The 22883-nt window shown below is 38.6% G+C and carries 15 protein-coding genes, 5 tRNA genes and 1 pseudogene; 2 read left to right on the top strand and 19 right to left on the bottom strand.

Annotation, left to right across the window (positions count from 1 at the left end; genetic code table 11):
- Positions 1 to 136: 136 nt before the first annotated feature.
- The 19 genes and pseudogenes from A2536_05330 to A2536_05420 form a co-directional block, all read right to left on the bottom strand.
- Positions 137 to 391 carry a hypothetical protein gene (locus A2536_05330; GenBank protein OGF44968.1) on the bottom strand — a complete coding sequence of 85 codons (255 nt, stop codon included), beginning with the start codon at positions 389 to 391 and terminating at the stop codon, positions 137 to 139.
- Between the two features lie 77 nt (positions 392 to 468).
- Positions 469 to 1347 (bottom strand): hypothetical protein, encoded by an 879-nt coding sequence (locus tag A2536_05335; protein OGF44969.1) that lies wholly within the window; start codon positions 1345 to 1347, stop codon positions 469 to 471.
- Positions 1347 to 4502: a hypothetical protein gene (locus tag A2536_05340; GenBank protein ID OGF44970.1), complete on the bottom strand. Its 3156-nt coding sequence runs from the start codon at positions 4500 to 4502 to the stop codon at positions 1347 to 1349. Before A2536_05340 ends, A2536_05335 begins: the two co-directional genes overlap by 1 nt.
- The gene (locus tag A2536_05345; GenBank protein OGF44971.1) at positions 4483 to 7962 is read right to left on the bottom strand and encodes a hypothetical protein; all 3480 of its coding nucleotides are present in this window, start codon (positions 7960 to 7962) and stop codon (positions 4483 to 4485) included. Before A2536_05345 ends, A2536_05340 begins: the two co-directional genes overlap by 20 nt.
- Before the next feature lie 270 nt (positions 7963 to 8232).
- Positions 8233 to 8463, bottom strand: a complete 231-nt coding sequence (locus A2536_05350) for a hypothetical protein (protein ID OGF44972.1) — start codon at positions 8461 to 8463, stop codon at positions 8233 to 8235.
- 750 nt (positions 8464 to 9213) lie between these two features.
- A complete protein-coding gene (locus A2536_05355) occupies positions 9214 to 10239 on the bottom strand; it encodes a cell filamentation protein Fic (protein OGF45025.1) in 1026 nt (341 codons plus the stop codon).
- Between the two features lie 230 nt (positions 10240 to 10469).
- Positions 10470 to 11646: pseudogene (locus tag A2536_05360) on the bottom strand (AAA family ATPase).
- 547 nt (positions 11647 to 12193) lie between these two features.
- Entirely contained in the window at positions 12194 to 12925 is a 732-nt protein-coding gene (locus A2536_05365) for a hypothetical protein (GenBank protein OGF44973.1), read from the bottom strand.
- A 205-nt stretch (positions 12926 to 13130) separates the two neighbouring features.
- A tRNA-Asp gene (locus A2536_05370) sits at positions 13131 to 13208 on the bottom strand.
- 132 nt (positions 13209 to 13340) lie between these two features.
- Positions 13341 to 13417 (bottom strand) — tRNA-Val (locus A2536_05375).
- Positions 13418 to 13579: 162 nt separating this feature from the next.
- Positions 13580 to 13654, bottom strand: a tRNA-Gly gene (locus A2536_05380).
- A gap of 90 nt (positions 13655 to 13744) precedes the next feature.
- Positions 13745 to 13826 (bottom strand) — tRNA-Leu (locus A2536_05385).
- Positions 13827 to 14135: 309 nt separating this feature from the next.
- A tRNA-Lys gene (locus A2536_05390) sits at positions 14136 to 14208 on the bottom strand.
- A gap of 440 nt (positions 14209 to 14648) precedes the next feature.
- Positions 14649 to 15020 carry a hypothetical protein gene (locus A2536_05395; GenBank protein OGF44974.1) on the bottom strand — a complete coding sequence of 124 codons (372 nt, stop codon included), beginning with the start codon at positions 15018 to 15020 and terminating at the stop codon, positions 14649 to 14651.
- Positions 15021 to 15204: 184 nt separating this feature from the next.
- Positions 15205 to 16455 carry a UDP-N-acetylglucosamine 1-carboxyvinyltransferase gene (locus A2536_05400; GenBank protein OGF44975.1) on the bottom strand — a complete coding sequence of 417 codons (1251 nt, stop codon included), beginning with the start codon at positions 16453 to 16455 and terminating at the stop codon, positions 15205 to 15207.
- On the bottom strand, positions 16448 to 17308 hold the full coding sequence (locus A2536_05405) for a protein-(glutamine-N5) methyltransferase, release factor-specific (protein OGF44976.1): 861 nt from the start codon (positions 17306 to 17308) through the stop codon (positions 16448 to 16450). The genes A2536_05400 and A2536_05405 overlap by 8 nt, the downstream gene beginning before the upstream one ends.
- Complete coding sequence (locus A2536_05410; GenBank protein OGF44977.1) at positions 17305 to 18378, bottom strand: peptide chain release factor 1; 1074 nt, start codon at positions 18376 to 18378, stop codon at positions 17305 to 17307. Before A2536_05410 ends, A2536_05405 begins: the two co-directional genes overlap by 4 nt.
- 5 nt (positions 18379 to 18383) lie before the next feature.
- Positions 18384 to 18659, bottom strand: coding sequence for a 50S ribosomal protein L31 (locus A2536_05415; protein OGF44978.1), 276 nt, complete (start codon positions 18657 to 18659; stop codon positions 18384 to 18386).
- A gap of 127 nt (positions 18660 to 18786) precedes the next feature.
- Positions 18787 to 20067, bottom strand: a complete 1281-nt coding sequence (locus A2536_05420; protein OGF44979.1) for a transcription termination factor Rho — start codon at positions 20065 to 20067, stop codon at positions 18787 to 18789.
- A gap of 509 nt (positions 20068 to 20576) precedes the next feature.
- On the opposite strand from A2536_05420, the gene A2536_05425 reads away from it, so the two are divergent.
- Entirely contained in the window at positions 20577 to 21599 is a 1023-nt protein-coding gene (locus A2536_05425; GenBank protein OGF44980.1) for a hypothetical protein, read from the top strand.
- Positions 21584 to 22831, top strand: a complete 1248-nt coding sequence (locus tag A2536_05430; protein ID OGF44981.1) for a hypothetical protein — start codon at positions 21584 to 21586, stop codon at positions 22829 to 22831. Before A2536_05425 ends, A2536_05430 begins: the two co-directional genes overlap by 16 nt.
- Positions 22832 to 22883: the final 52 nt, after the last annotated feature.

A 22883-nucleotide genomic window follows, 5' to 3' on the forward strand; every position in this document is an offset into this window, starting at 1 on the left:
CATCCTGTTGATTTCAAAAAGTATGCCAAATTACACGATTCTTTCAAGATTTCTGCCTAAAATTTTAACAAAGAACAGAGTTTTGTCCATTTATTGGATGTCTAGTCCCCTCATTACCAGTCATCTTCATGCTTTGCTACCAGATTGACTTATTTTCAGACAATGAGCATTTTGTAATTTTTCCATCAATAATATTACTCCCAAAAATATAACAATTATTTATCGCATCCTCTTTGTTTTCGAACGTATTATTACTGTAAAAAGGTTTTGCGACTACTTTGTTTCCATAATTCTTATATATGGTTATATCCAGTGTCCATTTTTTTGTTTCCAGCTGATGAGTGTTCGCTTCGATAATATATCCATTATAACTTATTCTATTCTTATCCATTTTTACCCTCGAAGCTATTTATCGGTATCTGTCCCTCAAATTTTCCTTCATTTGCTTCCAATCCATATTTGATCCGTTCATCCTTTTAAAGGTGCTTTATCCAATTGATGTTGAACTTCATAGAGCCAGTAATTGATTGGATTACTTGGTTTTGGTGTCCACAAATAACCCTTGCCTTTTATACTTACACCCAGCTTATTCTTTTTACACTCAGCATCAAGGCAACGTAATACTTCATATCTTGCTAAATCACTGTTGCTGGATAAATCTTCTTCTTTTTCCGCTTCAAATAAGCAAGACTGTTCTTTATTCTTGTTTTCTTCTCGCCATTTCAAGAATGCACTACCATTTTCTATGGAGTACCGACCAAAACCAGTAAATACATCTATCAGCTGAGTTATCGGTTCTTTTATTGATTCAACCTGCTTGTGATCATTAATGGCAACGATATGCATATTTTCGACTAAGCCAAAAAGCGTTTGTTCTAATGCCTTATCTTTGCTAAGATTCTTTTTCTCGGTGTGCGCAATGATATTTTCCCATTTGATTTTGCCATTTTCATCCGGATAAAAAGCCCACTGTAAAGATTTCGTTTTCCAGCAATTAAAAGCATGTGTTAAAACTCTATAATACATTATTTCTAAATTCTTAGTGTCATCCCGATCTTCAATGGTGTGCCGGGTGTCTTGCGTATCCCAAACAAGGACATCAATCCTAATCTTTTTTTGCGCAGCACAGGCCACGCCAAGTTTAACGACTTCACATGCGCATTTTCTATCTTTACTACTACCTCTGATTTCTTTAAACTCAATTTCTTTGCAACTATTATCTAGAAGCGACGCAGATATTTCTTTTCTTAAATCTACAATATCTTCTTTTTTGCCTGACAGGACGCCTACTGCCCTATATCTCTCATGACCTGACTCATCGCCGTAAATTTCCCATTCGCAATCCATTATAGCTTTGAACCTTCTACTATTTTAATTTCATCCGCTGTCAGTTTATAAAGTTTGTAGACCAATCTATCTATTTCTAATTCTAAAGAACTCGTTTCAGACTTTGGATCTTTCTTCTTCGTTTTGATTATTGAATTAACTATCTTTTCTATATTGGTATAAATGTCTTTATTGCTTTCATCAGGCAAAGGAACGCGGAACTTTGAAATTGAATCTATTTTACACATAAACCCGCCGTCGTCATGCATTCTCCCAGTCTTCTTAAAAAACCAAAGATGAACTTTTGATGATAAAACACCAACGAGCAATTTTGCGTATTTATCTGATGCTATAGTATTGAGCGAGACGTCCAAATAAATACCTGGCTCAACATAGGAGTATTTCCATTTTCTATTCAAATTAAGCCAGACTACTTTTTCTTTTTCAAAATCATCATAATAATCACAGGAACGAAGATTCCACCAATTTTCACCTTGATCATTTCTTATTTTTGCTTTTTCTTCATATTTTCTAAGATGTTTCATGATGGAGGGATACTTCTTTGGTATGTTGGTGTCAAAACCTGTTTGTAATAAATATAGCTCCCCAAAATCATAATAATATCTAATCAGATCACTTCCGCCAAGCACTGGCTTGCATATTTCCTTGCTATTTGAATCTTCTTTTATTATTTGATCTCTTGTCGTTTTATCAATAATAAATGCCTCATTTAGTCCAGTCAAAACTCCGCGAAATATTTTCACATCCCAATCAGATAATGGTTTCCCAATATTTTCTATCTTCTCTTTCAAATTTCTTTCCGTAAGACTTCCAATAAACCATGTCTCTTTGCCTTGATTAGGAGAAAACACTTTGTTTGTTTTATATATTTCCGCAAATGATATCTTTTCTTTAAGTGATTGATTATAATTAAGGGCTTGTAAAACATCTCTATTTTCTGAATTTTGCAACAACATAATATTTGTATCAACCATAGCGCTTTCAAATACATCTGCACCAAGATCAATCAAAATCAATGGGTTCATTTTAGAGAAATATTCACGAAGGGCTTCACCGTATGAAGATCTCATCCATTTATTAGATGTTATATAGCAGAATATTCCAGTTTCTTTTTTTACTAGCTGCAGTCCTAATTCATAAAACAAACAATAAATATCTCCTGTTCGCTCAAACGTTTTATACCCTACATTCTCATACAAGTTTGCTAGAGCACCATGGTTTCTCTGTAGCTGAACGTAAGGAGGGTTCCCTATACAAATATCATATCTCTCAACACCAAGCATCATTTTTGAATCAAAGAACAAAGCAGATATATCCGTCCTGAATGGATCATAGCTCTCAAGTTGCTTGCTTAACTCTGATTTCCTAATACCCTTATTATCTTTGTTTTTGGCCTCCATATATTTGTAAAACTTTTCTTTTATTGCCTTTTTAGCTTTGTAATCTCCAGGCACAAAATACTCTTCTCTTGCTTCAGACACTTTACCTTCAAGCGATGTGTCATCATCAAACGCATATTGTACGCTTTCATTCTTTAGCTTCACCAAGCTGTTAGCGCAAACAAACTTAAAGACAAGGTTCGGAAGTGGATCTATTTTCCCTGTCTTTGCGTGTTCATCCACCACTATTGAAAGCCAAACCCTTAACCTGGCTATCTCAATAGCCATTGGCTCTATATCAACGCCAAAAATACTATTCTTAATGATTTCCATTTTTTTCTTGTAGTGATCAATGCTTGGCTCTATTCTTTCATAGCTGGCAAGGATAAGATGAAGCATTCCCATCGGAAACGCACCGGAACCGCAGGCAGGATCTATAATCTTAACTTCATCAAGAGCTTTCTCAATATCATATTTGTATTGTTTTAAATCAGCGCGATAGTTTCTTGCCTGATCCCGAAATTCATGGTCTTTGGTATCAAGGAGGAGCCCAAGAATTTTCTCCTTGTTCTGGTCATCCTTGAGTCGAGTTTTAAGATACTCCCTTAAACTTTCCTTACACATAAAATCAACTATTTCCCTGGGAGTATAGAAGGCTCCTTTGGCCTTTCTTGCTTGTTCACCAGTTTCTTCTACCTGTTCGGCAAGGAGGTTCTCAAATATTCTTCCTAACATTTCAGGATCAATTGCTATTTGCTGGTATGTGCTGGTACTCTCGTCAGTTGTGAAATTATAGTGCTTAAAAAAACCATATAAACGGATGAAGTAATCTTTAGGGAATTTGAGTTTCTTATCTTCAAAGCCGTCGAACTCTTTAGGTTCGAAGATACCACCGTTCAAGAAAGGGGTTGTTCTATCAACGCCTTTTTCTCTTTTGTTGACTTCAGTGTTTAACACTTTGAAAAACAGCGTTTCAAGCTTTCCTTTATAATATTTTGTTCCGTCTTCAGCCTCAGCATCAAAGTATTTATTGTCTGGACTAATAACACCTTTTTTGTTCAAAAACCAGCAAAAGATAATACGACCTAATAACCTATTTGCAAACTGTGCTGCGTGTTTTTCATCAAGATATTTTATATCTTCACTTAAGTACTGTCTTAGCTCTGTAAAGAAACCGCTTATATCTTTATAGAACTGCTTATTGACCGGTTCAAGGTCAAAACTTGACCAAAGAATTTCGTGCGCTTGGGCTTTGTTACTAAAGTCGATGGGTTGCAGCCACTTCGCAAGAATTTCCTGTTGCGTTACTTTTAATGATTCTTCTAATTCCAATGTTCTTATTACATAGTTTTTGCTTAATACAATAATGACTCTATCAGCCTCTTCGGGAATGATGAAATCAATGCCAACATTTAAGTCTGCAAAATATGGAGCATCTTCGAAGTTGGGAGTGAGGGCAACAGCCCAGCTAACATTTGCTTTTGATGAGTTCTTCAGCCAGAATGCTTTTATATCAACATTGTTTCCGCTTCCATCGGCGATTTTATAAGCTGCCCTTTTATCCGCAAATCCTTCTGCCTGCATAAAGAAACTTGCATTCGAGCGAATCTTACCTTGATTATCATTAAAGAGAACCCACTTGTCTTTGGAAGGAACATCAAGAAGGGAAATAATACCATCAATAACAGCCTGGGCATTACCAAAGCAATGCTTACTATTTAAAGCTATTAATGCTTTATCAATAATGCCTAGCTTATTATTTATTGTCCCTGACATAATATAACATCTCCCTTGACTCAACAACCTTTGCAGTGATATTGGAACTTGCTCCCTTGTTTTTGGAGATTTTCACAAGTTCTTTTATTAATTCAAGGATGTCTTTGTTTTCTTTTGCTCTCTTTACAATTTCCCTGGTCAGCTTTTTGATTTTCTGACTGTCCAATACATTTTTAGTCTGAAAAGATATTCGAGCTAACTTAATATCTTCCATCTCAAAGTGAAGGTTATACATAAGTTCAAGAACCTTGTTCTGCTGGCCAATAGGTGAACCAGCTGCTTCCGAAACCGTATATGACTGTGACTTTTGCCTAACAATCTCAGATACCTCCACTTTGCTGATACTAATTTTATCGGCAACACGCTTATTATCGTCTTTATTTGTCTTTAGCCATTCCAAGGCCTGAAGTTGAGGCACCGCTTTGAAATCATCACCATCTTTTGTTGTGGCATAAAAGGCATAGCCAATTCCTTTTTCTTTTTCGGAGTCAAGCCTGCTAAGAATCAAAACATCGCCGCGCTTTTCACCATGGTGTTCACATTCCGGCATTACAGCCCACTTGCCTTCTGATATACAGTATATGTCTTTCTTATATGCTTCAGGTATGTTTTCATCTTCATGGAATATTTTAAGATCTGACACATAATCATCTTCCGCGAGAAGCAAATCGGACTCCTTTTCAGCCTCCTCAAACGCTTTCATTCTTTTTGCCTGATCATCACTATATATGTCTTTCCAAGTATCTGTAAACTCAATAGGATTTTCTTTCTCGTCCAACACCGGAGTATCCGTACCTATTGTATTCTTTATGAGATTGATTTTTCCTTCCAGACGCTCTACCAACCTTAAATGCTCTTCAAGCTGCTGTTCTGGGCTTATGTTATATATGTAAACATTTTTAAATTCTGAGCCAATCCTATTTATTCTGCCGTTTCTTTGTATCATCCTTACTGGATTCCAATGCAGGTCATAATTTATAAGAATACCGCAATCTTGAAGGTTCTGACCTTCAGATAAAATATCGGTGGAGAATAGCCATTTTATTTCTGGTTTGCCCTTCAATTCGTATTTTTGTGCTTTAGGTGCAAAGCTTCCTGATAAAATATCTGCATCGACTCTGTTTCTTGAAGAAAGAAAGCCCTCTTTACCTTTTATGAACGGTGTGTGTTTGGGTAGTTCTCTTTTTAGATATTCAACCGTGTCTGCAAAGAACGAGAAAACCAGTACTTTTCCACCATTAGTATTCTTCTTGTTAATCTCATTGAGCAGATCGGCAAATGCTTTTATCTTTGAGTCGTCCTTTTCAATAATCGCAAGCTGTTGGTCAAGGACTTTAAGAAGTTGTTTTTCTTTTTCTATATCTTGCTTTAGCTCCTTGAGCGCATACCTCTTATCATCAACCTTATCAAGCTCAAGTTCTTTGATTTGATCCTGGTCTTCCGCATCTGCCTCATCATCACTTATCTCAAGTAATTGGCTTATAGCATCGGGATCATCCATACTAACAATTATATTTTTATTCAGTCCCTTTTCGAATATTTCCAGCTTCTCTCCGTAATTATCAAGAGAATACCGCAAAGCAGAAACAGAAGATTCAAGTCGCTTTAAAAGCGAGGTTCTTAATATCCCATATAAGCTAATCTGCCTGTATAAATCCATTCTTTCTTCGCCGGGTAGGTTCAGCGCTTTTATCTGCTCACGCGTTTTTCCATAATACTTTGTCTGATACATTCTCCATTTGTAATGGATAAAACCTAGCATTAAGAGTGTTTTATAAACATAGCTAATCGGAGACTCATCTGTTTTCTCTTTTTCCATACATTTAATACTTCTAAGTTGCCTTAAAGGATGCAGCAGATCTTTTGTATTATCTATAATGTCACCGGTTTGGAGGCAATATATTGTTTTCAAATCTATTTCTTTACTTTTAAGCCCCTGTATTTCCTTTAGGACTTCTTCCTTAAAACGGTATTTTTTTACTTCGGGATATGGTACCGGAAAGCCTGATTCTTTACCGTCAATTCTCAAACATCCATATTCTTTTATTATCCCCTGTCTTGTTCTACGCACCACAAAAGCCCTAATAATCGGCGCCATTATCTGCCTTACATAATCAAAATCTATCTCGCCCTTTTCACTATAATCTTGATTCATTTTCTTTTTAAGATTTTGTATTGCAGTATAAAAATCAAGAGGAGCTGTGTGTTTAAGTTTATTATCAACAGCAGTGACCCTGAAAACATCAGCCTCCCCACCTGTGCCAAGAAGGATCTGATTTGACAAGTCATTTATCTGATTGTTAATCGGAGTGGCTGTCAGAAGAAGCACATGGCAGTTTTTATTAGTTCTTATCCAATTAACTATCTGGTCAAATCTTTTTCCGGCTTTATTCCGTAGGTTATGGGATTCGTCTAAAACAAACAAGCTTACACCAGCTATTTTATCCAACGCTATCCGAGATTCTATCTCCTTTTGATTTTGCAGGGTTAGAGGTGTAATGTTTAAAACACCTTGGGTAGTCAATTCCTTGGTCCACTGATTCTTTAACGACTTTGGACAAATCACCTCAATCCGCTTCTGTACACCGTCTCCGGTAAGGTACTGTTTGATGACTTCTATTGCCGTGTATGTCTTACCCAAACCGACGGAATCGGCAAGCATCGCTACCTTGTATTTTCTTAACCTTCGGATAAGAGCGTGAACATTCTTTATCTGAAAGCTCATGAGATCGTGCGCGCCTTTTAGGCTGGTATCAAGCTCTTCTTCTTCAAGTTCTTCTTTGTACAGTTCATATAAAGTCTTGATATAAGTTTCATAAGGACTGTAAAGAGTATCTCCTACCGGAGAAAGCTCCAATATCTCGCTAAATTTTCCATCCCAGTCTTCCGTTGTCGGATCATTCCATAATTCATCAAACCAGAAGAGATGGCCTGCTTCCTGATCTTTACTTTTTGGTTGGAAATACACTATTCTATGGTCTGATTCTAAAGCGTTTAGCTCAGTGTTATGGGTCAATCCGCTTTCCGTAAAATTTGATGACCCAATGATGCCGATACCTTCTTTGCAGGAGTAATCTCCAAATATATAGCACTTGGCATGCAAAAAAGTCTTTCTATATACTTTGACTTCTAGAACCTTTTGATCAATTAATTTTTTTAAACAAGTAATTGTATTTTTGAGTTTTCCGCTTGGAGGCATGCTTGCTAAATCATACTTAAAATCTTGATCAGGATAATCCGTTTCGGGGGAAGTTAATTGATGCCTTGGGATTAACGGCTCGCGTCCTATCAATAGCCGTATTTTCTTATATTTCCTTAGATTATCAATTACAAGGTCTGTTCCAGCAAGATTCCAATATCCTGTAGCAATAGAAAGTGTATCAAAATCAGAGGAAATGTTTTTAATTGCATTCAAAAGGGAGACTCTTTTATTGTCAATTATCTTTGGTAACCTTGCCATCTATTCTCCGCCCCTGCTAAATTTTCACCCAAACAACATACAACTATTATGATTTTACCATAAAAAAAGGTTTTTAAATAGTGGGAATTTGCATTTCGATGTAAAAACAAGGCAATATGAGTAGGATTTAAAAGATTTTATTTAGGGGCCGGCGGTCGCCCCTATTCGGTACTCAAGGGGTGAAACGGAGCGACCTGAAGGAATTGCGTCCGGCCCGTTTTAACTATTCGCTTATTCTATGAATTCTTTAAAAGGCTATCAAGCTAGTTATTAGTTGCAGTTTTGCAGCACATTTTGAATTACTTTTAAATCTGCAATGATATTCTTCATTTCTTCATCATCATTTGTACCAAAAAGAACACTGTCGTACAAGTTTTTTTGTTCTATATGGAACAGGTGGTCATCACAAATGTTTTTCGTTATCCCTGCTGATTCTTCTTCTAAAATGCGCCTTAAAATCATAATCCGGACTTTATTTTCATCAATGCCAAAATCGTTCATCTTGCCCCCCTTGAAAATATTGGGGACAGACACCGCTTATCCTCCAAAAAGATCGGAGGATGAACAATATATAATTTTCACATTATAGTCGTTCAAAGATGTTGTCAGTCCCCGCTATTTCAACCTTTGCCTATCGTAGATTTTTAGCCCGCTTCATTAACTTTAACGGCAGATTCATCAAACTTTTTTAAAAGCTTTATTTCCGCAGGAAGAAGAAACTTAGTATTTGAAAGTGAATTTAGCGTTAGTTTCTCTATTTCCGTCAGCACCACGTTGATTCTATATTCGGGCATTGAATTGCTCCTTTCATTTAATAAAAACAATTTTACCACAAAAGTGACTTAAAACAAAGGTTTTTGGACCAATATATTCATTACAGAGTAACGCTTTTCTATGGATTTATGGGAGAGAAAGGAAGTCATTTACGAGGATTTTATTTAGGGGCCGGCGGTCGCCCTCAGAAAAATAGAGCAATAGAAATTCGAAAACATGCCTGACGGCATGATGCGAAAGGAATTGCGTCCGGACCGTTTTAACTACTCGTTGATTTTGTTTTTATTCTTTGAAATCTTTAAAAGGCTATCAAGATTGTTGTTAGCTGCTGTTTTTGCGTTATTTTGATCTGAAGTGGTTGTTCGGAATTTCCGAACAACTGATTGCTTTTCTAATTCACCTTCATTAAATATGTTGGGGACAGACACCGGAATATCCTCCTAAGAGATTGGCGGATGAACAAATATGTATTTTACATTATGGTTGTTCAGATGTTGTCAGTCCCCGCTTTTGTTTCTTCTCAACCTTTTTCTGCACGGTTTTAATGGTTTCCAAATAGGCTCTTTCCACAGGAGAAAGTGTTTTAACATGATATTTAAGGTATTCCTTTTCAGCTTTTTGCATTGCTTCATTGTGGCTGATTTTACCCGCGTCAGGCAGCACACCCTTCCCATACATTTTAGTAAATTTATCAAGTTCCGCTATCCAGTCTTTCATCAGCATCCGGGTATGTTCCCGGGCTTTAATCTCAGCAAGGTCGAAAAATGCCGATACCAGGCGGTTAAGACGAAACAATTCATCTTCGTTAAGGTAATTTTTGGCGATTTTAGTTTCTGCTTTTATCGGTATCTCACCGGTAAAAGTTGTCAATCCCATAAAATCTTTTTCAGCATCGGCGCGCGAATAAATCGTTTCAGCTGCGGTTTTTTTATTGACTGCATAATGAAGTTTGTTTTGTACTGTTTTAAAAAACCGTATTGATTCTTGTGTGTCAGGATCATAATCAACACTGGTCGCGTAGAGCTCAAGGACCTGGCGGTACAGCACTTTTTCGCTGCTGCGGATATCGCGGATACGTTCTAAAAGCTCTTTCCAGTAATTCCCCCCGCCCGAGCCTTTGAGTCTCTCGTCATCCATGGTGAAACCTTTAATCAAATATTCTTTTAGTCGTTGCGTTGCCCACTGCCTGAATTGAGTGCCGCGAATACTGCTTATTCTATAACCAACAGAAATGATCATATCAAGGTTATAGAACTCAACATCTCTGGAAACATTGCGTTTACCTTCCTTTTGAACTATTAAGAATTCCTTAATAGTTGACGCACGCTCAAGTTCGCCCTCCGTGAAAATATTCTTAATGTGAATGTTAATATTGGGAATCGAAGTTTGAAACAATTCCGCCATCAATTGCTGGGAAAGCCAAACCGTCTCATCCTGAAAACGAACCTCAAGCTTCGTTTTCCCGTCTTCTGCCTGATACATCATAATTGATGAATTATTCATTAAATCCCTGGATATTTTGTTGTTCTCAACTTGTGACATTATGCTCCTTATATCTCCCTTCTGCTTGTTTATTTTGTTCTAATATTTTACTACAAATGTAAGGTTTTATAAAGGAGAAATGCGAGGAGTTCGTACTATTGGGGACAGACACCGAAATATCCTCCTAAGAGATTGGCGGATGAACAAATATGTATTTTACATTATGGTTGTTCAGATGTTGTCAGTCCCCGTTATTTCAACACTTTTCTTTTAACGGAGTAATACTTCTGTTTGGGGCTCTTTGGTTTATCCGATATAGTTGGCAGAAGCATTCCCACCTTAAGCATTGGGCTCAATATCTCTTTTCTAAAATGCTCCCGATCGCTCAATTTCAAATACTTTTGTATTTCAGTTCTTGTTCTCGGCACACGGCAGAAATCCAATATTTTCTTTACCTTTTTCTCGTCAACTTGCGGGGTAGCTTGCGGGGTGACTTGGGGGGTAACCGGTATGCTGATCTTAAAAATATCCCCCTCAAAAAGTTTCGGACTCTTGCCGGAATACGCCTTTGAATACTTAAATAAATTACGAACACCGGAACCAAGCTCATCAGCCCGCCCGATTTCTTTAAAAACTTTAGCAATTACAGGGTTTTTTGGGTAAGGCGAAAAGTGAGCCGGATTTATTAAGCCATGCCCGTGCGGTTTATTGCTGTTTTCGGTAAACCACGCAATCATTTTCAATAACAAGTTTCGCCGGGAAATGATTAGTAAATTCTCTGTGAATTAATATATTGCTGACAACTTCTCTAAAAAGATGGTCACGCAAATTTATCCTCTGTTTATTTTCAATATAGAACTTATCAGGAAGGTTCTTACCGATAAAAGCCATCAAACGGTCATAACTGTCAATCAGGTTTGTGTTTACAATATCTCTATCATCATACCGGTCGGTATCAACTCTTCTTACAACAGCATCTGTCTTATAATGCGGCAGAATTGAAGCAATAACAGAATCCTTCCCAAAGAGCAGGACAGCCGCAAGTGTAAAACCTTTCTTCCCTGCCTTATAATCTTTACCATACAACTGAGCGCTCTTAAGAAGCTCCAGGTCGTCCATCTCTCCCCAGGCATGCCCGGGATTTTGAACAACAGCCAGCTTTCTTGCTCTTCGTATTACATCTTTACGGAGCTCCCCAAGAGTTAGAAAAGGAAATATCCTGTTCTCGTAATATTCCGACTGTTTACGCATATAAAGATTGGCAACCAGATTTGTATTATCAGTAATGTCAAAATCGCCGTCTTCATTTCGATCAAATATCTTCCCATTACACCTGTGAACCTGTGAACTTTCAGAGACATAAATATAAATAACAGTTTTATCTTTAACTTTCACCTCTTTTGCCGACAGGTAAAATGTGGGAGATATTTTCTGAGGATTATTTATAGCCGTAATAAATTCATTTTTTACTTTCTGAACACAATCTTCGTCCACACCGACAACATCCCCGTTATCTTCAACTCCAAGTAAAAGCTCTCCGCCAAATCTATTCAAAAACGCGCAGACAGTCTCATAGATATCTTTACTGAGATTTGACTTGCATTCTTTGAATTCAATTCGCAAGCCTTCTCCTTTGCTTATAATCGCTTTTAATTCTGACTCGTTCATAATTTATCAGTCCTTTGTTTCTCTTTTTCTAATTCGACTAACCTTAATTAATTTAGATATTGTCGTCCGCCAGTCTTTTTGGAGGATACGAGTTTAGAGTTTCGAACTTTCTTTTTGCCGATGTTCGTCCTCCGTATTCCCTCTTGCAGTTGTCGACAAATTGTCGACAGCTCAGCACCATTTTAACTATTTGAAGCAACTCCCGCTTCCACGATTTTGCTGACCTCAGCAAAATGGTGAGCAATAGGATAGCCGCTATTCTTACAAGAAAGCTTTGCCTTGTCTAAGACCTTATATGTTCAACACTTCATTTTTGGGTCCTGGAAGCGTTGGCACGTGCTAGTAACTCGTACTCTCTAATTAAGCTGTTATCAGCAAAACTAAAGTATTTGTTGTTTCCAATAATGATATGGTCGAGTACTTTCATTTCCATGATGGTGCCTGCGGTGATTAAGCTCTTTGTGATTTCTTTATCGGCTTCACTGGGGTCGGTTTCGCCGGACGGGTGGTTGTGGGCGAATATCAAAGCGGCGGCTTTGCAGGAGATGGCTCTCTTGACTATTTCTCTGGGGTAGATTGAGGTGGAAGTAAGACTGCCTTCAAAGGCGGTTTCGGCTTTTATCAGGTTGTTTTTGACATTCAGGTAGAGGACTTTAAAGACTTCTTTTTCGAGGCCTCTCATAGATGCGTACAGGTAATCGAATACTTCTTTGGAAGAACGGCATAAGAACTTTTTGTTTTCAAGGCGCTGTTCCAGGTATTTTGAGAGGATGTCTTTTACCAGACAGATGGCTATACAGTTGTTCTTCCCCACTCCCTTTGTCTTTGTTAGCTCGTCAGGAGATGCATCCAGAACCTCTCTAAGCCCTCCCAATCGCTCTGTAAGCTCCTTTGCCATCATTCTAACGTCCCGTCTTGGAGTGCCAAATGTGAGAAGAAGTTCGACTATTTCATAGTCGTGAAAACTTTCTAATCCGGCGCGCAGGTAACGCTCGCGTAAGCGCTCGCGGTGACCGATGCGGTGTTCGTTTAATTCCATTTTCACCCCAAGTGAAAAAATTGACGATTTACGATTGACAATTGACGATTTTATGTACACGGCGTAAAGATGCCGCGAATATTAAATAAGAACAAAAAAAACAACCTACTGATTAATTTACTTCTGTTTCACCCCGGAACAAGAAAATAGAACAATAGAGCAATTGACCGCTACCGCTCTGCCAAATTTATCCTTCGGATAAATTTGGCGGGGTCGACGGGATTCGAACCCGCGACCTTCTGCGTGACAGGCAGACGTGCTGAACCAGCTGCACCACGACCCCACTCTAAAAGCAAATTCTAAGCACTAAATTCGAAATTCTAAACAATGATCAAGAATTTATAAATGTGGCGGAGGCTTTCTTCCGCCTTCATTAATTAGTCATTCGTCAATCGTAAATTCTTAAACACTTTCATGGTGGGCGCTACAGGGCTCGAACCTGTGACCCCTGCCTTGTAAGGGCAGTGCTCTAACCAGCTGAGCTAAGCGCCCTAAACAAGAACAACGTTCATAAAGTTTTTAAGGTTTGTAAGGTCTATAAGGCAAACGACCAAACATTTTAAAAACATTTAGAGCTCATAAAAATAATAATCATTCCATAATCTAATTTCTATTGTCGATTTTCTATTGCTCTAATTTTGCCGAGCAAAATTATGGAGCGGGCGAAGGGGCTTGAACCCTCGACCTTCTCCTTGGCAAGGAGACATTCTACCACTGAACTACGCCCGCATGTTTAGTATTATAGCAAATCGTAAATCTTTTATCAAACCTATTCACTTCTATAATCAGCTATTAGTTATTAGCTATCAGTAATTATAATGCGAGGGGCGGGAGTTGAACCCGCAACCCGTGAGGGACTGGATCCTAAGTCCAGCGCGTATGCCAGTTCCGCCACCCTCGCTCCTTAAATACATTAAGGTCGAGGTTATAATCAAATAAAAACTTTGAAAATAGAAAATCGAGCAATAGATCGAAATTATTTTTATATGTATTCTAACGTCTATTGTTCAATTTCTCCACCAATTTTACATTCTGTAAAATTGGTGGGTCATGGGGGAATCGAACCCACGACCTCCCGATTAATATCGTCCACCTAGGTGGATAATCTAATAGCCCATTTTTCAATTACTGAAATTTAATGATTATAATCTTTGGGCTTTCTCACTGCCCTGTCCTTAAATACTATTAAAAACAGGGTATTGAATAAATATGGGCCATGGGGGAATCGAACCCACGACCTCCCGATTAAGAGTCGGCTGCTCTACCAGCTGAGCTAATGGCCCATCTTTAATCCAATATAATTTTATCTTTTCTATGTTATTAAGACTATTTTCGCCTCTTAATATTTGTTAAGAGTCGTCCACCTAGGTGGATGAGCTAATGGCCCATTTTCAATTAAACTTAAATAAAAATTTGTTCTAGTATTATATCAAAAATATTGATAAATACAAGATATTTTCTCTAGTAAAAGAAGGTTCTCGGTTTTTACGTGATTGAAACATTAATTTATTGTTTTTCATCTTCCTTGCAGTTTCTTGTAATTTTCAATTGACCTGTCATAGGTTGCTTCACCTTCTTTGGTGAAATAACAGGCGGGTAGTTCTCCGGAAGCGCGGTGATATGTGACACATTCACAGCAGATTCCCTTGCGGGAACACTGATATGTACAGTTGCATTCTGTTAAGTTGGTTTTCTTCTTACAGTCCATTGGCTTGTCCTGTTTTCAATTTTTTAAAATATTTTCAAGAACATCAAGAAGTTCGTCAGGGCTAAAGGGTTTTCCTATAAAAGCTTTTGCGCCCATACTCATACCTTTATTAATATTTTCCTGATTGTCAAACGCGGATACAAAAATGAACTTTGCTTCAGGTGCTATTTTCTTGACCTCGTCAAACACCTCAAAACCGGTCTGACCGGGCATCGAAATATCGCAAAGTATTACATCGAAATGAGAATTTTTTATAAGGGCTATTGCTTCTGTCCCGCTGCTTGCGGTTACGGCATTGTAACCATAATGCTGTAATAAATCGGAAATCAAATCCCTTATCAACTTTTCATCATCAATTGCCAGTATTGTATATTTATTCTTTTCCATTCCTTTCTTTTCCCTCGTTTTATTGTGCAGGCGGTTTTGAAAACCACTGGCGTAAGCCCGTGGATCAAAAAACCGCGTATAATAAATAGGCTCCGCTCACAAGAGGATTCCAAAGGAGGATACTCCTTTGGCTTGAGCATAGCTCAAGTATGAAATGACGCCACGTCCGTAAGGGCGTGGCGTTTTACTTAATTCTCTTTATCCTGGCTCCCAGAGCTTCAAGCTTTTTCTCTATTTTCTCATAGCCTCTGTCGAGATGATATATTCTAGAAATCTCGGTTGTGCCTTTGGCCCGAAGTCCTGCTAAGACCAGTGACGCACCTGCTCGAAGGTCTGAGACCATTACAGGGGCTCCGGAAAGCTCTTTAACGCCTTTTACAATTGCAGTGTTGCCTTTTGTTGAGATGCTCGCACCCATTCTGTTTAACTCCGGGACATGCATAAAGCGCTTTTCCCAGATGGTTTCGTTTATTATACCGGTTCCTGATGAAACTGCCATCAGGGACATCCATTGAGCCTGCATATCTGTCGGAAAACCGGGATATGGAGCAGTATCAATATTTGACGGTTTTGGTGTTTTGATTCCCCGGATAGTAATGTTTTTCCCGGTCTCTTTGAGCTCTGTTCCTGTTTCCAGTAACTTCATTTTGACTGCTTCCAAGTTACCGGTAGGGGCGTTTTCAAGTGTTATCTTTCCGTTTGTAATTGCTGCGGCAACCATAAAAGTGCCTGCTTCAATATAATCAGATATGACCTGATAAGTGCCGCCTTTTAATGAGTTGACGCCCTGAACAGTTATAGTATTGGAGCCTTCCCCTGTTATTTTTGCTCCAATCTTATTTAGGAAGTTACAGAGGTCAAGTATATGCGGTTCTTGAGCTGCATTTCTTAATATTGTTTCTCCTTCTGCTAAAACGGAAGCCATCAGAAGATTTGCTGTTGCACCTACACTTACCGTATCCAGATATATATCAGCTCCTTTTAATTTTTTTGCGGTGGCTTTAATATATCCGTGCTCTATTTTTATCTTTGCTCCGAGTTTTTCAAATCCCATAAGGTGCAGATTAATAGGCCGTTCTCCTATGATACAACCTCCGGGCATTGCGACTTCGGCCTTATGATACCGTCCGAGCAGGGCTCCCATTACATAAACGGAGGCTCTCATGGTTTTTACAAGGTCATATGGGGCTTTAAACTTTTTAATGAGTTTATTATTTGTCCTCACTGTATTAGATTCAAAAACTACTTTTCCCCCAAGGCTGTTAATCAGTTTGTTCATTACATTGGTATCATTAAGATGAGGAATGTTTTTCAGTATACATTCTTTGTCTGTTAGAATGGTCGCGGCTATTATCGGCAGGGCGGCATTTTTACTGCCGGATATTTTAACTCTTCCTTTTAAGGCAACCCCGCCTTCCACTATAAATTTATCCATTTTTTACCTTTACTACTATAATTCTGTCAATCATCGCATAATCTCTGACTGTTTTCATTATATCAAATTTGCCGCTGTCAATAAACATTGTTTTTAGCAAGCCTGCCTGATTATACCCGACTTCCAGCGCGAGAAATCCGTTTGGATGCAAATAATAAGGAGCTCTTTTGATTATTTCTCTATAGAATTTTAACCCTTCTTTGCCGCCATCCAGAGCTTCTTTTGGTTCAAAAAGTCTGACATCATCCATTAAGCTTTTCATTTCTTCTCTTGCTACATAGGGAGGATTGCTGATAATGAGATGAAATTTCTTTTCTTTATCAAGACCTCTAAAAAGATCGCTGTGTAAAAATCTAATTTTATCCTCTACTTTGTGTTTCTGCGCATTTATTTTTGCCACTTTTAGAGCCTTTTTGGAAATATCCGAAGCTGTCATTTTTACAAAAGGATATTTTCTTGCAACTCCTACAGCGATTGCGCCTGAACCTGTGCAAAGATCGAGTATCTCATAACCTTTAACATCTTTTCTTATCATATCAAAACACGTCTCCACCAAAAGCTCGGTTTCCGGACGGGGGATCAAAACATTTTTATCAACTATAAGTTCATAATCCAGAAAACCCTTTTTACCGAGTATATAGGCAACAGGTTCTCTCTTTAAACGGCGGGATATATATGAATTGAAAATATCAATTTGTTCCGCGGGTATGGTATTTCTTGAGTTCATGTAAAGATCCATTTTTTTGCATTTTAAGATCTCACACAAGAAAAGTTCAACATCTTTTGCTGCGTCCGCTATATTTGATCCTCTTAGAGTGCCGCAGGCGTTTATCATAAGAGAACTTATTATCATTTTCCGGTCACTTCCAGTTCCTTAAGACGTTCCGCATGTTCAACTTCTATCAAAGGATCCAGGAGCCCGTCAATTGAGCCTTCCATTACTTCCGGCAGGTTATATATTGAAACGCCAATTCTGTGGTCTGTAACTCTATTTTGCGGGAAATTATAAGTTCGTATTTTTTCGCTTCTGTCTCCTGTTCCTATTTGAGAGCGTCTTTCATCACCAATGGCATCATGCTGTTCTTTCATTCTTTGAGCCAGTAAACGGGATTTTAATACTTTCATTCCCTTTTCGCGGTTCTTTAGCTGGGAGCGCTCATCCTGGCAGGTTACAACTATACCTGTCGGAATGTGAGTGATCCTAACTGCGGAATAAGTAGTGTTAACGCTTTGTCCGCCTTTACCACCGGCGCAATAAGTATCTATTTTAAGATCGTCAGGTTTAATACTTACATCAACATCTTCAGCTTCCGGTAAAACTGCAACGGTAACTGTAGAAGTGTGAATTCTTCCCGAGGCCTCGGTAGCCGGTACTCGCTGTACTCTGTGCACTCCGCTTTCATATTTTAGGCGGCTAAAGGCACCTTTTCCGGTAATCTGGAAAATTACCTCTTTAAAACCGCCGATGCCGATAGGATTACTGGATAACATCTCTGTTTTCCAGTTACGGGCATCTCCGTATCTTGTATATAACCTGAGTAATTCTGCTGCAAAAAGGGCAGATTCATCCCCGCCCGCACCTGCTCTTATTTCTACGATTACATTTTTGTCATCGTTGGGATCTTTGGGTAGCAGAAGGAATTTTATATCTTTTTCCAGCAGGGTTTTTCTTTCTTCCAGGATTTTCAACTCTTCCTTGACCATTTCTTTCATTTCATTATCGCCGGAAATTAAAAGGCCGTTGGAACCGGTAATATCTCCAACGACCTTTTTATATTCGTTATATTTTTCGACAATAGCGCCAAGAGTAGCAAGTTGTTTAAGTTTAGTCTGATAATCCAAACCACCCCTGGAGTCAGACAGACCATCTGTTAACTCATTATACTTTCGCTCTATGTCTGTCAAACTGTCAAGGAACCCCATTTATATTATGCTTCAGCCGCTACTATTCTCTTTTTTGGTTTGGCAACTTTTTTGGGAGCCGCTTTTACCGGTTTAGTACTTCCGGCTTTTTTGAAAGTTTTTCTGAATTTGTCAACGCGCCCGGCTACATCAAGGAATTTTTGCTGTCCCGTATAAAAAGGATGGCAATTTGAGCATACTTCAATTTTTTGTTCAGGCTTTGTAGATCTGGTCTTTATTTGCGCACCGCAAGTACAGGTTATTACAGTTTCTTTATAAGACGGGTGTATTTTTTCTTTCATTGCATCTTCTCCTTTGGATTTCTTTTGTTATGACGTTATGCCAAAGAAAACCCCGAGCAGCCTGTCCGCCAATCTTTTAGGCGGATGAGCTCGTAGGATGAATTTGGCATGAATAATCTAAAACCTCCTATACTTCGCGTATAGTACTCAGGAACTCTTTATTGCTTTTCGTTTTTCTCAGTCTATCATTTAAAAGATTCATGGCTTCATCAGGAGACATTGTATTCCAAAGCCGCCTTAAAGTCCAGACTTTTTTGAGTTCGCCTTCCGTTAAAAGCAGTTCTTCTTTTCTGGTGCCAGTCTTATTTACATCTATTGCAGGGAAAATACGCCTGTCAACGAGCTTGCGGTCCAATACTATTTCCATATTTCCGGTACCTTTGAATTCCTCAAAGATAACCTCGTCCATTCTGCTTCCGGTATCCACAAGCGCTGTTGCGATTATAGTAAGAGAGCCGCCTTCTTCAATATCCCTCGCGGCGCCCAGAAATCTTTTTGGCTTTTGCAGAGCATTACTGTCAACGCCGCCCGAGAGAACTTTGCCGCTGGGAGGAACGACTGTATTGTACGCCCTGCCAAGACGGGTAATAGAATCGAGCAGAATTACAACATCTTTTTTATGTTCTACAAGACGTTTTGCTTTTTCGAGAACCATCTCTGCTACTTGCACATGTCTTTCGGCCGGTTCGTCAAAAGTAGAACTTATAACTTCTGCTTTAACTGAACGCTGCATGTCTGTAACTTCTTCAGGGCGCTCATCGATTAAAAGTATTATGAGTTTGATTTCCGGATGATTCATTGTTATACTGTTGGCCATTTTTTGCAGCAGAATTGTTTTACCGGCTTTGGGTGGGGATACTATCAAACCTCTCTGGCCTTTACCTATCGGCACAATAAGGTCCATAACCCGCATTGCAATTTCCAACGGTTCTTTTTCTCTCTCCAATTTTATTCTTCTAAAAGGGTAAAGCGGGGTAAGATTATCAAATAATATTCGTTTCTTTGCCGACTCAGGCGGTTCGCCGTTTACAGCTTCTATCTTTAGCAGGGCAAAATATCTTTCGCCTTCTTTTGGCGGTCTTGCCTGACCTGCGACTGTATCACCTTTTTTCAGGTCAAATTTTCTAATCTGGGAAGGTGAGACATAAATATCGTCGGGACTCGGCAGGTAATTATAGGCATCCGATCTTAGAAACCCAAAACCATCAGGGAGTATTTCAAGAACACCGTCTTTAAAAGTAAGACCGTCTTTTACTTTTGCATCGGTTTTTACCTCTTCTGATTTGGTCTGGACAATCTTCAGGATGAGATCCTGCTTTTTTAACCCTCTTGCACCTTCAATCTTCATTTCCGCCGCGATTTCCAAAAGCTCTGCGATCTTCTTCTTCTTTAGTTCAATTATATCCATTAAAACTCCTCCTATTAGAGCGATTCCACAGATTACATATCATTTGATTCCACTGATTAAAGCAAAATTTCTATTTTCTAAAAGCCTGAAAAGCGTTTTGATTTTAAACGTTTGACTTGCAGATTTAACTGCACTACTGATTAGTTTTTATTATCATCGTAGGTTTATCTAGGCTTTCGTTTTAAGTATTTTACAGTATTTTATTTATATTGTCAACAAAATATATTTAATGTATAATGTTTTTTATGCTAAAAGACTTTTCGGAGCTTCTTAGAAAAAAGAGCACTTTCTGGTTAGGGCTGTTCTTTTTTGCCAATATTATATACGCCCTCACGCGCCATTCGGTGGACTTTTACCAGTTCTGGCTGATCAGCCGTAATGCGATATTCACCCCTGGTTATGACATATATTATGTTAACACGGACTTTTCCCAACCACTCTTCTTTTTCTGTCTGGTCTCAGCTTTCTCTATTTTCACCTACAAAGTAGCTCTTTTCTTCTGGAATATCATGCAGATGCTCCTGGTGGTCTTTACTATTATTATATCCTCAAATATCTTGGGATTCGGCGAACGCTATGACGGTGGCTGGAACCAGGGAAAGCATTTAAAAACAGGGAATTATGTCCTTCCTTTTATTCTCGGCGCCGTTATAATCTGTGACAACCTATGGCTGGGACAGGCAAACATCATCTCTTTCTTCCTCTGCGTTGCTGCTATCTACAACCATCTTAAAGACAGAAGCTGGGCCGTCGGGCTCTTAATTGCACTAGCGATTTCCGTAAAACTAACGCCGGTCTTATTTTTGATCTACTTTCTATATAAAAAGGATTACGAAGTTTTGCCCTGGACCATCGGCGGTGTTTTTTTATTCATGTTCATGGTTCCTTCTGTGGTATACGGCGTACCGAAAACCATGATCTACCTTCAAGACTATGTCCGCGCAGTCATCATGCCTTTCGTAAATAATGACGTCGCTATCCGCGGGACTACGGGGTTCTGGCATTCAAACCAGTCTATTGACGGCTTCTTAGGCAGGCACTTTACGGATTTCGGTAAGAATAATTATCCGATATGGGGCCTTCACAATCTTATTGACCCTGCAAATATGACCCTTGTCCAGATAAAAAAACTCGGCCTTATCATAAAACTTTTCCTGGTAGCCGTTGCCGCTCTTGCCTTTACGAGCAGTAAAAAGAAAAATCCTCATTTGCTAAAATTTGAATACGCTCTTATGTTCCTGCTTATTCTTTTCCTGTCGCCTGCTTCCTGGTTAAATCATTTTGTGCCGGTTTTCTTTGCCTATTATGTCACTGCTAATTATATGCGGGACGATTCCAACAGTTATTTCGGAAGAATGTTCATGAAGATCAGCTTGATTATCTGTTTTACACTTATGGCTCTTTCTTCTTTGGGTAAGGATGCTCAAAGCTTCTCAGGGATGTTCCTCGGAAATTTCATTCTCATGATCGCACTATTTATAATTCTCTTTATCGAAAAATCAAGGATACGAAAAATATGGCAGCCTACTTAAAAGCGCTTTTAAATAAAAAAACCACGCTATACCTTGCGGGTTTCTTTCTGCTTTTACTTGTTTATACTTTGACAAGACATACAGTGGACTACTTGAACTTCTGGAAGATAGCCAGGGAAACTGTTTACGGTAATATCGACCTTTATAAAAGGTATATTGCCTTCTCGTACCCTCCGTTTTTCTACAACATCATAATCTTTTTTGCAATTTTCCCCGTTAAAGTATCCCTGGCGCTCTGGTATTGCTTTAGCGTAACAATACTGACATTTTCGATAGCCATGATATTAAAGCTGATCTACCCGGAAAGTACGTTTTTCAGATTTGACTCAAAGAGCCGGACAAAGATGTTTTTACCATTCATTCTCGCTCTCCCGATAGTCGCTGACAATCTCTATCTTGGACAGGCAAATATATTTGTCTTTTTCCTTTGTGTTTCTGCTATTTACCTGCTGGAAAATAAAAATCCTATAGCTTCGGGTCTTTTTATTGCTGCTGCTGCGGCAATAAAGCTTACCCCTGCATTTTTTATAATCTACTTTTTATACAGAAAAGAGTATAAAGCTGTTATCGCCACGCTAATAGGTCTTCCGGTATTTTTCCTGATTATACCCTCTTTGTTTTACGGTTTTGAAAGAGCGTGGTATCTTTCGGGAGAGTTCGTAAAACTTGTAGTATTTCCGTTCTTCAAGAATGACGCAATAATTAGAGAAACGGTTTACTATACACATCCAAACCAATCATTGGATGCCTTTTTGGTAAGACATTTTACTGACCTTGGAATTGTAAACTACCCCGGCTGGCTGCACAGTCATCTTGATATTTCGAAATTCTCACAGGAGCAGATGAAAAGGGTAGGTTTAATAGTGAAAGCAGTTTTACTTTTACTCTCTGCAGCTGCGCTTTGGAGAACAAGGAAGTTTAAATTAGTAGCAAGGTTCGAATACGCAATAGTATTCTTTTTAATACTTTATATTTCACCTTCATCGTGGCTAAGCCACTATATTACGGTCTTATTTGCGTACTATGTTTCAGTAGGCTACATTACCGACATTTATGCGGATAGGATCGGGAAGCTGATATTAACTCTTTGCCTCGCTTTGGCGATAATATTCACCTATACCGGAGTGAACCCCTTCATGCAAAGTTTTTCCGGAATGTTTATTGGGAATTTTGTATTGTTTTTAGGGATGATATTTGTGTGTTTTAAAGAGTCATATAGAAAAGCGCTGTAGAGTAAGTTTATAAAGTTAGTAAGGTTTATAAGGTTTGTAAAGTCTAAAATCC

The organism is Candidatus Firestonebacteria bacterium RIFOXYD2_FULL_39_29 (assembly GCA_001778375.1).
GTDB lineage: Bacteria > Oederibacteriota > D2-FULL-39-29 > D2-FULL-39-29 > D2-FULL-39-29 > D2-FULL-39-29.

Bases quoted from the DNA above. Each gene is read 5' to 3' on its own strand.
- A2536_05330 (OGF44968.1), bottom strand. From the start codon at position 391: ATGGATAAGAATAGAATAAGTTATAATGGATATATTATCGAAGCGAAC.
- A2536_05335 (OGF44969.1), bottom strand. From the start codon at position 1,347: ATGGATTGCGAATGGGAAATTTACGGCGATGAGTCAGGTCATGAGAGA.
- A2536_05340 (OGF44970.1), bottom strand. From the start codon at position 4,502: ATGTCAGGGACAATAAATAATAAGCTAGGCATTATTGATAAAGCATTA.
- A2536_05345 (OGF44971.1), bottom strand. From the start codon at position 7,962: ATGGCAAGGTTACCAAAGATAATTGACAATAAAAGAGTCTCCCTTTTG.
- A2536_05350 (OGF44972.1), bottom strand. From the start codon at position 8,463: ATGAACGATTTTGGCATTGATGAAAATAAAGTCCGGATTATGATTTTA.
- A2536_05355 (OGF45025.1), bottom strand. From the start codon at position 10,239: ATGAATAATTCATCAATTATGATGTATCAGGCAGAAGACGGGAAAACG.
- A2536_05365 (OGF44973.1), bottom strand. From the start codon at position 12,925: ATGGAATTAAACGAACACCGCATCGGTCACCGCGAGCGCTTACGCGAG.
- A2536_05395 (OGF44974.1), bottom strand. From the start codon at position 15,020: ATGGAAAAGAATAAATATACAATACTGGCAATTGATGATGAAAAGTTG.
- A2536_05400 (OGF44975.1), bottom strand. From the start codon at position 16,455: ATGGATAAATTTATAGTGGAAGGCGGGGTTGCCTTAAAAGGAAGAGTT.
- A2536_05405 (OGF44976.1), bottom strand. From the start codon at position 17,308: ATGATAATAAGTTCTCTTATGATAAACGCCTGCGGCACTCTAAGAGGA.
- A2536_05410 (OGF44977.1), bottom strand. From the start codon at position 18,378: ATGGGGTTCCTTGACAGTTTGACAGACATAGAGCGAAAGTATAATGAG.
- A2536_05415 (OGF44978.1), bottom strand. From the start codon at position 18,659: ATGAAAGAAAAAATACACCCGTCTTATAAAGAAACTGTAATAACCTGT.
- A2536_05420 (OGF44979.1), bottom strand. From the start codon at position 20,067: ATGGATATAATTGAACTAAAGAAGAAGAAGATCGCAGAGCTTTTGGAA.
- A2536_05425 (OGF44980.1), top strand. From the start codon at position 20,577: ATGCAGATGCTCCTGGTGGTCTTTACTATTATTATATCCTCAAATATC.
- A2536_05430 (OGF44981.1), top strand. From the start codon at position 21,584: ATGGCAGCCTACTTAAAAGCGCTTTTAAATAAAAAAACCACGCTATAC.